Source organism: Vibrio sp. ZOR0018, assembly GCF_963865925.1.
Lineage (GTDB): Bacteria > Pseudomonadota > Gammaproteobacteria > Enterobacterales > Vibrionaceae > Vibrio > Vibrio anguillarum.
This window is the reverse complement of record NZ_CAWMCN010000107.1, coordinates 100485-114230: the sequence shown is the minus strand read 5'-3', so window position 1 is coordinate 114230 and position 13746 is coordinate 100485. Positions and strand designations below refer to the sequence as shown.

The following is a 13746-nucleotide window of genomic DNA, read 5'->3' as shown; positions in this document are numbered from 1 at the left end:
TTGCATATTGAAATGTTATTAGTGCCGTTACTGCTGCATTGTTTACTAAAAAATGAGATGTGCTACACCAGCTATCACTGGCAGTGTAATGAGCGTACGCAGAATAAATATGACAAACAGCTCAAGGATGTTAACAGGAATTTTGCTGCCTAGCATTAATGCACCCACTTCAGACATATAGATCAACTGAGTCACTGACATGGCCGCAATCACGAAACGTGTCATTTCATTATCAATGGAAGCTGCAAGAATCGCGGGAATAAACATATCCGCAAAACCGACCACAATGGTTTGAGATGCTTGAACAGCCTCAGGTACACCAAGTAATTCTAGAAAAGGAATAAACGGTTGGCCCAATACAGAAAATACAGAGGTGTATTCTGCAACAATCAGAGCCAGAGTACCCAAGCCCATCACGACAGGTAGCACACCAAACACCATATCAACAGCGTTACGCATGCCTTCAGCGAAGATCGATTTTGCAGATTTAACTTGGCTTGCTTTCGCCAGTGCTAATTCCATCCCCCATGATAACGAGGTATGGCCGCTTGGAACTGCATCGGCATCTTTAGCTGGAGAGGTACCATCAATATAAGTGTTCTTTTTGAAACTTAATGGTGGCAGGCGAGGAATGATGATCGCTGCAACAAAGCCTGCAAGGCAAATCGTGCCATAAAAAGGTAGGAACAGATGCTCTAGCTTAACTTGCGCAATAACGACTAAGCTGAAGGTAATTGAAACGGCAGAAAACGTTGTACCAACAATAGCGGCTTCACGCTGTGTGTAGAATTTGCTTTCGTACTGTTTGCTGGTCAGCAAAATACCGACACTACCGTCGCCCAACCAAGAAGCCATGCAGTCGATTGCGCTACGGCCTGGAAGGTTGAAAACTGGACGCATGATTCTGCTTAATAAACTACCAAATAGCTCCAGTAGCCCGAAGTTAAGCAGTAAAGGCAGCAAAAGCCCTGCAAAAATAAATACAGAAAATAAAGTGGGTAATAAACCCTCAAGAACCATACCGCCAGTGTTTTCTTCCCAGATAGCCTTAGGGCCGATTTGGAAAAACGTCATGATGACGGCGATACCACCAAATACACGGACGGCTAACCAAAGAGCAGATGGATTAAAAAGCCCATTTAAGAAAGGACTCTTTGTAATGAATGCAGGTTGAAAAATTTTACATAAAATGGAAGCTGCAGACATAAAGGCGATGATCACTGTCACTATTGCAACAAGGTAATCGCCCAAAATAGCTTGGATAGATTTAGCAAGGACGGCAACTGGAATGGTTAAGTCACCTTGGTAGCTAATTGGCGCCATAAACAAAAATAGACCAATTAACGAAGGGATGAAAAACATCCAAAAGCTACTTTGTGTTGGTGCTACAGGAGCTTCAATAGTTTGAGCGTTATCTTGCATGTCGTGTCTCGTATTACTGCGGGTCAATAGTCACCAACTGGTGGCATAAAAATGCACTAAATAGCTCTATTTAGTCATTGCAGGCAAGAATATCTATTTTTACGATGGCTTGCAATACTATTCATTAATCAAGGTTAAGTATTCAAACAAAAGAGCTGTTATTCTCAGATAACATGGTCATTTGTTTTGTTATTGTTGCATTGGTTAATAATCTGTTGGTGGTTGAGGCGTGCGTTTTAAAAAGAGTTAAGGAGGGCTGAGGAAAATTGGGCGGTTAAGGTAAGAGGGACGGGTCAGTCAAAGGCCTTTAACCGAAGGCTAAAGGCCATAAATGTATAGGTCCAATGAGCTTTATTGAGCTGTACTGATATTCAAACGTTGTAGGCTAACGCTAAGCGCATCATCGAATTGACTAAAGAAATTATCTTCACCGACCAAATCAACAATCCCCGCTTTTTTCAGTTTCATTGCAACACGAGTATTTGCACCAGAGATCAACACTTGCACATTCTTTTTATGGAAGTTTTCGATCATTTCCTCAATGGATTGCAGGCCAGTAATGTCCATAAATGGAACCCATTTAAGGCGAATAATTAAAATTTCTGGCTGCTCTTGAATGCTGCTCATCACACGCTCAAAGGTTTCAGCCGCAGCAAAGAAAAATGGGCCTTCTAAGGCATAAACGGCGAGCTCTCTTGGTAACTGAGTTTGCCCATGACGAAGCAGCTCAGCACTGAGCTCATGGTGTGTACTGGCTTTTACCTCAACACTAGATGCCATACGTTTTACAAAGTGAAGGGTAGCGATGATCACCCCGATGTTGACGGCGACAACTAAGTCAGCAAACACGGTTAATCCAAAGGTTAGCAACAAAATAACCACATCTGCTTTGGGTGCACGTTTAACCAATTTAATAAAGTGGGGAACTTCACTCATGTTCCATGCTACGACGAACAAAATCGCACTGAGTACTGCCAGTGGAATATTGACGGCTAATGGTGCAAGTGCAATAAGGATAATGACCAGAGTGAGCGAGTGCACCACGCCCGAAAGTGGGCTTGTCCCCCCGTTGCGTATATTGGTTGCAGTACGTGCAATGGCGCCTGTTGCTGCAATACCACCGAAGAGAGGAGCAACGATATTAGCGATACCTTGGCCGACTAATTCTTGGTTTGAGTTGTGTTTGGTGCCCGCCATACCATCGGCGACCACCGCCGAAAGCAATGATTCAATCGCACCTAGCATGGCAATCGCAAAAGCAGGGCCAATCAATAGAATAATTTGAGAGAAGCTAACTTCTGGAAGCGAAAACTCTGGCAGTCCTTGAGGTATGCCTCCAAAAGCCGATCCAATCGTGCGGATCCCTTCAAAGCCAACAAAATATTGCAACACGGTAACGGTGACGAGAGCAAGCAGCGGCCCTGGTACGTTCGAGAGTTTCGGGATCTTAGGGCCGAAGATAACCAGCGTGAGTGAAAATAATGCAAGGCTTGTGGTGGCCCAATCCATCTGCGGAAAGGCATGGAAAATAGACACTAATTTTTGATGAAAATGCTCACCTTCGATCTTGGGGAGGCCGAAGAATTCTTGCCATTGCCCAACCCAGATGATGACACCGATACCGCTGGTGAAGCCGACGATTACGGGGTCAGGAATATAGCGGATGATGCTACCGAGTTTTGCGACCCCCAGAACCAATAGAATCACACCGGCCATCATAGTGGCTATCTGCAACCCGCTGACCCCATACTGGCTAACAATTCCAGCAAGTATCACGATGAAAGCACCCGTTGGGCCAGCTATCTGCACTCGCGAGCCGCCAAACAGTGAAACGATAATGCCTGCAATAATGGCGGTGTATATCCCTTGCTCCGGTTTCACGCCAGAAGCAATAGCAAATGCCATCGCCAGTGGCAGAGCGACAACCCCTACAATCAAACCTGCACTGATATTATTTAGCCACTGTTTTGGTCGTAGCAGACCGGCTTTATAGGATTCATATACGGCAAACATAATTGATAACCTTATTGAAAATAGGGGAAAATAGAAAGCGCGGTGGATTCTACGCTCATTTAAAATGCTGTAAAGAGGGGTGAATATTCAACTGAGGTTATAAATATAGTGGTTCGGCGGCGGAATTTTTACTATTTAGAGTTGTGGATGTGAGTCTATTTTCTTATGATTCATTAGGTAGGATGTTTTTTATACAGAGATGGAGTTTGTGATGATCAATAAACGTTTTTTTAAAACAAAAGAAGAAGTCGAAGTGACCTTTGAAGTGGACGTCCCAGATACGGCTGGCAATGTTGCGATAGTAGCGGACTTTCTTGACTGGCAACCAGAACCGATGAAAAAGGTGGCGAAAAGTAATAGTTTTAAATTTAAAACCCGTTTACCTAAAGATGCTGAATTTCAATTTCGTTACTTGTTGGATGACCAACAATGGGTTAACGATCCTAGCGCTGACCAGTACATTGCCAATGGTTTTGGCGAGGAAAATAGCCTAGTGACGACTTATCAATAGGTTGTTGATAAATCTTGTGAAAGCGTGAAATATGATTAGGACAGTACTCATTTTTACGTGTAATTGTTGATTTGTTATAAGGCACTCCGGTGCCTTTTTTGACCATAGAATCACACGATATAGGTGACTTTTGAAACAGAAAGTCTTAATCTTGAGGCTCTTTTGACTTAATCCACAGGATAGATAGTGCTTCCTCGTTCTCTCATTCTGCGCTTTTCTGAGCTTTCACTTCCAAAAAAAGCGTCGATTATTGGCCTACCGATTGTCGCGGCCATCGCATTTTCCTCGTCTATTCAGGATAGCTCCTTACAGCGCCAAATTGAGCTCTCTATTACCGAAACTCAAATTGTTCAGTCGATTTTATCTGATGCTATTGAGGTAAAAAATCTTCCGGATTTTGAATATGAGATTAAATCTGGTGACAATTTAAGTACTATCTTTAATCAACTTGGCTTTGGTTACCAAGACTTGATGAAGATTATGGAAACCGATTTAAACTACCTCGCACTGGATACGTTAAAACCTGGCAACATCCTCAGGTTTTGGAAAGCGCAAAATGGAAATGCGCTTTCCAAAATGGAGCTAGAATTTAGCCTAGTCGAGCGCGCGGTATATTCACGTTTAGATGATGGTACCTATGAGTTTCAAGATGTTAAAATACCGGGTGTATGGAAAGAGTTCGCCATGGTTGGCGAGATCCAAGGCAGCTTTTCTCAGTCGGTCAATTCGATAGGGTTAGGCAGCGCTGAGATAGAACAGATCGTCTCTTTACTTAAAGATAAACTCAATTTCTCTCGTGATCTTAGGGTTGGCGATCGATTTGAAGTGGTTCAATCTCGTCAATTTGTCGGTGAGAAATTGACGGGCAATCGTGAAATCCAAGCGATTAAAATCTACAGCCGAGGCAAAGACGTTTCTGCTTATTTACACCGTGATGGGCAGTACTATGACAAAAATGGCGATAGTTTACAGCGCGCATTTCAACGCTATCCGACGACAAATAAACGCATTACCTCTAACTTTGATGCGCATCGCCTGCACCCAGTCACAAAAAGAGTGGCTCCGCACAATGGTACTGATTTTGGTGTACCAGTCGGTACTCCGGTATTCTCGACTGGCGATGGTACGGTGATCATGACGCGTAAGCACCCTTATGCGGGTAATTACGTGGTAATACAACATGGCAGTACTTACAAAACACGCTATTTGCATTTGAGTAAAATTTTAGTGCGTAAAGGTCAGAAAGTATCGCGAGGTGAGCGGATCGGTTTATCTGGGCAATCGGGCCGAGTCACTGGGCCTCATCTGCATTATGAGCTGATGGTTCGAGATCGCGCAGTGAATGCCATGACCGCCAACATACCAATGGCAAACTCAGTGCCTAAAAAAGAGATGGCGGGGTTTGTTGCAAGGCGTAATGAACTCGATTCTATGCTTCAGCAGCAAGAACTGCGGTATGCCACCAGTGAGTCTTCGGCTGACCAAGAGTCTTAATGTGATAGCATAATGGATATTAGTAATCCCTCACTTTCAGAGTGAGGGTTTTTTATGCGCGCCGTACATGGCTCATGTTGTTCCAGTGAGTCACGATAGAGTGCGGTGTTTCTGGCTTTGAAAAATAGTAACCTTGGATCTGTTCACAGCCCATAGCATAGAGTTTCTCCAGAGCTTCTTGGTTCTCCACCCCTTCTGCGACGAGATCAACTCGAAGTTGATTTGCTAATTGAATAATCAACCAAACTACGCGCTCCGCTGTTTCGTTACACACCATGTTTTTGATAAAAGTGGCATCAATTTTAATGCAATCGATGGGGTAGCTATGGATGTAATTCAAGCTCGAATAGCCAGTGCCAAAGTCATCAAGCGCGATGGTAAAACCAAGTAGTCTGAGCTTATCTAAGATGTATCTAACTTCACTGGTTTGTGAAAGTAGTACTGTTTCGGTGAGCTCAATTGTAAATTCATTAGGCTCAAAGCCGTATTGAGTAATGGTTTGCATTAAGTGTTCGAGATAGCGCTTGGAGTTGATCAGTTCATGTGCCGAACAGTTAAGTCCTAATTTTACCTTGTAGCCTAAGCCCTCCTCTAGCTCAACTTTTGCTAGGCATGCCAGCTCAACAATGCGTTCTCCTAATTCCACAATTAAACCTGACTGCTCAGCAGTATCGATAAACTCAATCGGTGAAATCGCACCCAGAGTTTCGCTATTCCAGCGAGTGAGAATCTCAAAATAGTTCCACTGTTCTTGGTGACGACTGACGATCGGTTGCGCCACCACAAATAGCTCACTATTTTTACTGGTTAACTTATTGAGTTCACGGCGTAGAGCTTCTGTGATTTGGGTTTGACGATGGTATTGGTCACTCAGATGGGTATCATAGCAACGGATATTACTGCCGCGAGTTTGCTTACACTCTTTGAGTGCTAAACAGGCATTGAGTATCAGTTGATCGGCCGTGATTGTCTCTTGAGTTTTCCTTGAAATGCCAATGCTTAAGCTAATTTTAATGCGATGTGATGCATCGACATAACCTGTATTTAGCTTATCCAATATACAGCGGCAGATTTGCAACGGATCATTAGAGAAGGTGATAAACGCATATTCATCCCCTGCGATTCGAAATGCCAAATTCTCTTCCGGAACGCTTTTAATGATGGCATTAGCCACAAACTTAATGATTTGGTCGCCAATATAGTGCCCATATAAGTCATTGATCGATTTAAAATTATCGATGTCTAAATAAGCAAGAGTGAACGGTTCATTGGTTGTTTCAACTAAGCGTTCTAATTTGTCAGCTAGATAACTGCGGTTCATTAAATCAGTCAGGTTGTCGTGAGAAACTTCATAGCTAAGTTGATTAACCAAGCTGTCAGAGCGTTCGCTCAACCACTTATTACGCAGGCTGTGAACGACTATGTTCGCAATGATTCGGTGGTAGCCAATCACGAATTCCTCATCTTCGATGGGAGAATAGAAGGTAGACACGAGCATTCCGAGTATTTCGCCATTCTTGGCACGTAGGGGAATACCGATATAGGCATCAATCTTATTTTCAATTAGAAACTTGTCATCAGGAAAAATTTTGGTCACTTGTGATGGAAACAGACAGTATTCCTGTTTTGATTTCCACACTTGCTCACACGGTGTTCCCCTGAGCGGATAACCCGTGTCGTTGTTGTCTGGCGTCTCACCAGCATGAGATAAGGTGTGAGCTCTGTAATGCCATTTGTCTAACTCGACGATGCATGTACAGCAGGTTTGAAAATGTGTATGCAGCACCAATGTGGCCCGATCATGTAACTCAGAGCCATCGAGCAGCATGAGCTCGTTAATGGTGTTTAGACTAACTGCATCCCTAGCCAATGATGTTTTAGTCATATGTCGTACTCTGTTTTTTTAGAATATGCACTTAGTGACTATGGTCGACATTGCGCAGTTTTGCCACTCGCAATGATGGGTACTTGAGACGTAAAAAAATAAAATATTGGTTATTCAGCGGCTTAGTTGCAGAGTTTTATGAGTACTTTTTTGTCTAGGGTAAATTTGCTCTGGTGGACAATTTTGTGATGGAAATAGACGTAACCCCAATTTAGTTACCTAGCTTCATTCGTTAATTTTTCTTTTAAGTAGTTGAGAAATAAATGAGTTCGAGTGTGTTGATAATCAAGTTTAGGGTAATAAGCGTAAACCGTTGCTTGATCAACGGTGATATCGGGTAGCAAACGTACCAGATTGCCCAAACGTAGCTCTTCTTTGACCATCACGTCGTTGGTGACAATCACTCCCATGCCATTTTTGCCTGCATAGAAAAGTGCTTCTGGATTTGTTGTCGCGAAATTACCCGATAACGCTAGGCGTTTGCCTGTTGAGGTTTTTAATTCGCGCGTTGTGTGTTCTCCCCAAATCAAGACATTGTGCTGTTGAAGCTGTTCGGCAGATTTGGGCATACCATATTTTTCAATATAGTTAGGAGAAGCATAAAAGCCGGCCTTATGTTCAAATAGGGGTGAGGCTTTAAAACTGAGGGAGTTGAGTTGGTCAATTTCTCGGCTGATGAATAAATCAAGGTGAAGTTCGGGCAATTGCCCCGGAGTTGTTGTGGTCAGTTGGATTCGAATGTCAGGGTAGCGGTGTAGAAATTCATCTAAATACTGCACCAAAAATTTTGAGCCCACAGAGAGTGTCGCCCCAATTTTTAGCAGGCCAGCGGGAGTTTGGCTGACAGATCGTGTTTCATCAACCACCGATTGCCAACTTTCAAGTTGTGCTTTTGCTCGCTCATAAAAGAGAGCACCCGCTTCGGTTTGTGTCACCGTTCGTGTGGTGCGCTTAAGTAACTGCACGCCAATTTTCTCTTCCAGCCAATGTACTCGTTTACTGATGGCTGAGCTGGTGGTATTGAGCTTACGTGCCGCGCCGTTAAAGCTGCCTTCTTCAACCACTCGCATGTATGTTTTTACATTTTGTATCCAATCCATCGTTACCCTACTCATTCCTCATTGGAACTAATTCATTTCCTGAGTGCATTATTATCAAATCTGAGTTGCCAATATATACTGAAAACGTATTTTGACACCACATCTACCGACGATAAGAGCTCACTTAGCAACCCATGAAAACTCTCGCTAGCACACCATTTAAAAAGACGCCGATGTTATTGGCGATGATGATCATTGCCACGGGCCAAGTTGGGGTGAGCATCTATTTACCTGCACTGCCGTTGATCAGCCGAGACTTAATGGTTGACCAAGCCAGTATTCAATGGCTCGTCACGCTTTTTTTAGTGGCGTTTGGAATGTCACAGCTTTTTTACGGGCCATTGTCTGATGCGGTTGGTAGACGCCCGACATTTTTACTCGGGCAGGGGATCTACTTGGCCGGTACAGTATTGTGTGTCTGTTTTTCGGATAATTTTCATGCGTTGGCTGCTGGTCGCCTACTGCAAGGGCTTGGCGCGGGAAGTGCTTCTGTTCTTGGCCGCAGTGTGCTGCGTGACAGTTATGATGGTCTGCAATTAACAAAGGCGCTTTCTTACATCGCCATCACCGCCTCAATTATGCCAATTATTGCCCCTGTGCTCGGTGGGTGGCTTGCCTTTCATTTAAGTTGGCAGTCCGTGTTTGTGTTCGTATTAGTGTATATCTGTACCATTTTTATTTTAGGTTGGTGGATATTGCCAGAAACGTTGCCATACGCGAAACATCGGTTTCAACCGAAGGCCGTATTGCATAACTACTTGCTACTCTTGAAAAATTCCCAAGTGCTGACCAGCGCCAGTTACAACTGGATCAGCTATTTATCTAGCTTAGTGACTCTGTCTGTGCTGCCTTTTCTTTTACAAAACAAGTTGGGGTTAACGGCTGCCGATTATGGAACCGTAATGATCGTCCCTTCCGCGGGTTTGATGATAGGCAGTGTTGCCGTTAACTTACTCAATGATCGTTTTTCATCCCAACGTTTACTTGCTTTGGCAATTGTCATTATGGCTTTTGCCGGTGTTTGGTTACTGATAACACCGATGAGCGTGTTCAATTTAGTGTGGGGATTTACTTGGTTAACGATTGCGCAAGGTATCTCATTTCCATTATCCACCAGCATGCTGCTCGGGCCACACAAAACTCAAGCGGGCTCCGTTGCGGCTCTATCTGGCTCCATTCAAATGTGCTTAGCTGGATTCTTAGGAGGATACTTGGTGGAAAGATGGATCACGAGTCAGATGTCGCTAGGCTGGTTCTATTTAGCAACCAGTTGCGCTATGTTTTTGGTGTTGTGTTCTTCCTATCGCTTACGTCAAACCAAATTCGCTTAATGCTGTTTATACCCTTCCGGTTTGAAGCGGTTTAAGTCTAGTGGTGCATTTACATCGTACATGTCGGCACAAGAGAAATAATTTGAGGTATAATCTCGGCGACATTAATTCGACGGAAAAATCAATGCAACAAGATGAATTTCAAGCATTAGTCAAGAGCTTGTGCGAGCAAAAAACACTTCCTCAAGCGTTAGATATGCTGAAAGTATGTGAAGATCAAGATATTGCTGAAGCAGCCTTATCGCTAGTGGGTCAGTTTGCTTTAGCCGAAGTGGATGGGGAGCAACGCATTTACCACGTCGTGTTGCAAGAAAATGAGCAAGGTGAAGAAGAAGAGTTTGTCGAACACATTATGAATGAAGGCGATGACGTTATTAAGTTTGTTGCTTGGTTTTTTGAAACTATGTTTGAAGTTAAGCAGAAAAAAACTTACTTGGCTGCTGGTAAAACCTATAAGCAGCCTAAACGCGGTTAACTGAAAATTAATTACTTTATTTTGTGACTCAAGTCTTGTTTTTGTTCTTTTTTAGACTAATATAAACCTCGTCAGGTAAATAAATTACATGTTGAGGTGATTCATGGGTTATGAATTAGGTGGTGCTTACGTTGGTCAATTGATCGCAAAAAAAGCGATGTATGATGCAATGCATGGCAAACCACAAGCAAAGAAAAAGTCTTTCATTAAAACGCTAGTGAAGAAATTCAGCAAATAGTGAATGCCTAAGAATCAAAAAGCCCTAGCTTGGTAACAAGCTGGGGCTTTGCTTTATTTACTGGGGTAAAAATGACGGTGCAAATTCGTCCACCATTCGTCCACAAAGAGCCCGTATACCATTACTGACTAAAGAGTCGGCGGTTTCTGAGGCGTCAGTACTTTTTCTTCTAAAGTAACCAGATGCTCTGGGGCACTACTGACTTTTTTTGGTTAGCCAATCTTCCAATTTATCACACCCGCCGATATAGCGGCTTTCTAGCCAAATTTGTGGCACGGTGACGGGCGTTTTTTGACCGATGATGGCTTTAACTTCTGGGATCATCCGGTACAGCGCCGCACTTTCTTTGACGACATCATGATAGGTGTATTGAATTCCCGCTTCATCCAGCAATTTCTTTGCTTTGACGCAGTATGGGCAAGTGGCTTTTCCATACACAATATTGCCAGTTAACTCGTCACGTTGTGCCCACTCTTTGATCACCGATTGAACCAAAACACCTCGATTTAACGCTTCTCCTTGGCTGATCACTTTACCTTCAACGACCAATATTGGGGCGTGCCATGCGCCAAGTTTCAAGGGTTCCCACCAGTACGATAGCCAGTCTTTGACTTCTAACTCGATGGGAATGCCCTCCAGTTCACTGTTGAAGGTGTCAGTCAAAATGTCCTTGGTGAGCGTACACTCGCCGCAAGGGATGGTGACTTTAAATGGGCCCCAACTTCCAGCCCATCGGTATAGTGTGATTTTTATCGGTTTTGCCATCGTGTTTTCCTCAAGAAGCATTGCTTAGAGAATAGGAAAGAGTTGAGTGACTTTTTATTTCAACGCGAAGATTTTTTTGTTTCCCAGTGAGTAATAAAGGCCACTGAAGCGATAATGATGGCAGCGCCAAGCCATAATCGCCCGGGTGGTGCCCAGCCAAACACTAACCAACCCGCCAAAACATTCAGTGGCAGCTTCGCGTGATCAAAAGGTTGCACAAAAGACGCATCTGCCACCGCATAGGCTTTAACGATCGCCCATTGAGCCAATGCTGTCATCGCACCCGCAAAAAGCAATATGAGCCATAGAGTGCTCCCTTGAGGTGTTTGCCAATCTGGTAAAGCGAGCAGTAGATTGAACGGTGTGATCAGTACCAAAAGGTAGACCACCATAGTAGACGGTGAGTCATGGGCAGACAGTTTTTTCACCATCAAAGAGTAACAAGCCCAAAAAAATGCCGCGCCAACAGGCAGCAACGATGCCCAGTTGAAATCGTCAGCCCAAGGTTCAAGGATGATCATCGCCCCGACAAAGCCAGTTAATGTTGCTCCCCAGCGCGCTGTACCCACTTTCTCTTTTAAAAAAAGGCCTGAGCCAATCGTGGCAAACAGAGGAGAGGTCATCAGCAGTGCAATACCTTGCCAAATGGGTACGGGATAGGCGAGTGCCCATAACCAGAGTTGTATGCCAATCACAGATAAAAACACACGGAAAATATGCATGCTTAAATGCTCGGTGCGCAGCGAGTAGCGGATCCCTAACGTTGATAAATACGGCAAAATAACGACTAACGCGATGGCATATTGAACCAGCGCCACCGTGGTAGATGACAGGCCATAATTGATACTGGCGACTTGAGCAAGGCTATTGACTATCGCAAAGGCGAGGCCTGCGATTAGCATCCAACTTGCCCCTTGGATTGGGTGGTGAAGTATTTTGGTCATAGAGAAGAGGGTTATAGAAAAAGTCGTTGAATCATACTGACTTATCAGCGTTAAACCAATCTCTGAAATGAATGGAGTGGTTCAATAAATTTGAGCAAGTGTTATCCCTGCTGATTCCCACTTGTCTGAAACGCCAAACATTTTGCGTATGGGCTGTGGTGATGGGATAAAAAAAGCCCCCTAAAAAGAGGGCGAAAGAACATGAACGGCCAGTGCTCTGCCTTAGCACTGAAAAGAAGCACAAACGCTGCCATGCATTTGTACTTATTCTATAGCAGGTTGTGTGCCACATTTAACTTATTGAAAAATAGTGAAATTATATTTTTGGCTCTATGAGGGATGGTCTAGCCTAGTGCAATGTGTTTTATCGTGGTGCAATGCCGTCAAATAAAAAAGGCCAAGCGAGTGCTTGGCCAAAAGGATGATATCCTTAGGGAGTATATGCGTTCGTATGATTGAAATTAGAAGTTGTAACGTAGGCCTAGGCGAATAGAGTCTTTTGCATCATACGCAGTGCCGAGGTCTTTTTTATCGAGGTTGTTCATTTTGTAGGCAACGTAAGTGTAGATTGATTTATTGAAATCATAACGCCCTGTCAACTCAGCAAAATCACTTTTCGTCGTTGTGACGTTTGCAGTTTCATTTTCCGTTTTTTGATACACCCCAATCAAGCGGAAGTTACTTGTGATTTTGTATTGCGCAGCAAATTCAATCCCGTTGAATTCGCTCTTCGCTTTATCGTCCAAATCCCCTTGTGTATAGGTCAGGCCTAAGTACAAATCGTCCAACGTGTAATTTACACCGGCAATAATTTGATTCGCCGCACCTTGGCCTGTGCCATTATCGTTGCTTGCGTAGCCCAAGCCTAAACCAAGGCCGATAGGTAAGTTATAAATTGCAGAAAGACCAAAGCCATCGGTGTCTTTTTCTTCGCCTGCAATAAAGCTTGCTTTCACATTGAGGGCATCAAATGTAGCTGCGTAGAGGAAGGTGTTGTTGATTTGCTCATTACCTGCGTTGATGAACTCTTTTTGAGCGCCAGTATAAATACCGATGTCTGACATTTGAGAAATTTGCACGCCAGCCGTATCTTGGCGGCCGACAGAAATAGCACCAAAATCAGCTTGTAAACCTGCAAATAGGTAACGTTGGTTGAAATCAGAATTCTTATCGTTGCTGGCGGAGGAATTAACCGTTTGCTCTGCTTCATAGGTTGCAAAACCTTTCAAAGAGTCAGAGATTTCTGTTGAGCCTGTAATGTTCAAACGCGCACGGCTTTTGTTTTTCATCGTGCCTTCAATTTCTTTGCCTTTGTCATCACCACCGAAATCGCCACGAAATTCTGCACGTCCACCAACTTTAAGCTCATTTCCATCCGCTTTGTAAACGGTCGCAGCAAAAGAAGAACCTGATACCAATGCTGTAAGAATTGCGGTTGCGATTGTTGCTTTTTTCATTTTATTTACCTTATCCATAATCAATGAGCTTCAGTGCTCGAACGGTTTGATGTGAGTAAAGTAGATGTTTTAAATGAATGTTTAATTACTGATTCATGATGTTTACATGTT

Annotated in this window: 12 protein-coding genes; 5 read left to right on the top strand and 7 right to left on the bottom strand. The window is 43.6% G+C overall.

Translation table 11 applies throughout. The features are described 5' to 3' along the window. Window positions 1-45 precede the first annotated feature (45 nt). Both AACR75_RS08605 and AACR75_RS08600 read right to left on the bottom strand, forming a co-directional pair. Window positions 46-1422: a YjiH family protein gene (locus AACR75_RS08605; protein WP_047687762.1), complete on the bottom strand. Its 1377-nt coding sequence runs from the start codon at window positions 1420-1422 to the stop codon at window positions 46-48. A gap of 351 nt (window positions 1423-1773) precedes the next feature. Then, window positions 1774-3435, bottom strand: a complete 1662-nt coding sequence (locus AACR75_RS08600) for a SulP family inorganic anion transporter (protein WP_047687761.1) — start codon at window positions 3433-3435, stop codon at window positions 1774-1776. A 211-nt stretch (window positions 3436-3646) separates the two neighbouring features. Between AACR75_RS08600 and AACR75_RS08595 the strand changes: the two genes are divergently transcribed. After that, complete coding sequence (locus AACR75_RS08595; protein ID WP_026028657.1) at window positions 3647-3946, top strand: isoamylase early set domain-containing protein; 300 nt, start codon at window positions 3647-3649, stop codon at window positions 3944-3946. A 186-nt stretch (window positions 3947-4132) separates the two neighbouring features. Then, window positions 4133-5440, top strand: a complete 1308-nt coding sequence (locus tag AACR75_RS08590; RefSeq protein WP_017050287.1) for a peptidoglycan DD-metalloendopeptidase family protein — start codon at window positions 4133-4135, stop codon at window positions 5438-5440. Window positions 5441-5492: 52 nt separating this feature from the next. Here AACR75_RS08590 and AACR75_RS08585 read toward each other — a convergent pair whose 3' ends face one another. Together AACR75_RS08585 and AACR75_RS08580 are read right to left on the bottom strand one after the other, a co-directional pair. Beyond that, window positions 5493-7325, bottom strand: a complete 1833-nt coding sequence (locus tag AACR75_RS08585) for a putative bifunctional diguanylate cyclase/phosphodiesterase (RefSeq protein WP_013868105.1) — start codon at window positions 7323-7325, stop codon at window positions 5493-5495. A gap of 215 nt (window positions 7326-7540) precedes the next feature. Then, window positions 7541-8425, bottom strand: a complete 885-nt coding sequence (locus tag AACR75_RS08580) for a LysR family transcriptional regulator (protein WP_197056778.1) — start codon at window positions 8423-8425, stop codon at window positions 7541-7543. 134 nt (window positions 8426-8559) lie between these two features. Between AACR75_RS08580 and AACR75_RS08575 the strand changes: the two genes are divergently transcribed. The 3 genes from AACR75_RS08575 to AACR75_RS08565 all read left to right on the top strand — a co-directional run bounded on the left by AACR75_RS08575 (window position 8560) and on the right by AACR75_RS08565 (window position 10469). Beyond that, complete coding sequence (locus AACR75_RS08575; protein ID WP_013868102.1) at window positions 8560-9756, top strand: multidrug effflux MFS transporter; 1197 nt, start codon at window positions 8560-8562, stop codon at window positions 9754-9756. A 124-nt stretch (window positions 9757-9880) separates the two neighbouring features. Further along, window positions 9881-10231, top strand: a complete 351-nt coding sequence (locus tag AACR75_RS08570; RefSeq protein ID WP_047687759.1) for a hypothetical protein — start codon at window positions 9881-9883, stop codon at window positions 10229-10231. Window positions 10232-10334: 103 nt separating this feature from the next. Continuing rightward, window positions 10335-10469: a hypothetical protein gene (locus tag AACR75_RS08565; RefSeq protein ID WP_013868100.1), complete on the top strand. Its 135-nt coding sequence runs from the start codon at window positions 10335-10337 to the stop codon at window positions 10467-10469. Window positions 10470-10664: 195 nt separating this feature from the next. Here AACR75_RS08565 and AACR75_RS08560 read toward each other — a convergent pair whose 3' ends face one another. The 3 genes from AACR75_RS08560 to AACR75_RS08550 form a co-directional block, all read right to left on the bottom strand. Then, on the bottom strand, window positions 10665-11234 hold the full coding sequence (locus AACR75_RS08560; protein WP_171817112.1) for a glutaredoxin domain-containing protein: 570 nt from the start codon (window positions 11232-11234) through the stop codon (window positions 10665-10667). A gap of 59 nt (window positions 11235-11293) precedes the next feature. Further along, complete coding sequence (locus AACR75_RS08555; RefSeq protein WP_013868098.1) at window positions 11294-12178, bottom strand: DMT family transporter; 885 nt, start codon at window positions 12176-12178, stop codon at window positions 11294-11296. Window positions 12179-12639: 461 nt separating this feature from the next. Then, the gene (locus AACR75_RS08550) at window positions 12640-13635 is read right to left on the bottom strand and encodes a porin (RefSeq protein ID WP_047687758.1); all 996 of its coding nucleotides are present in this window, start codon (window positions 13633-13635) and stop codon (window positions 12640-12642) included. Between the last annotated feature and the right edge of the window lie 111 nt (window positions 13636-13746).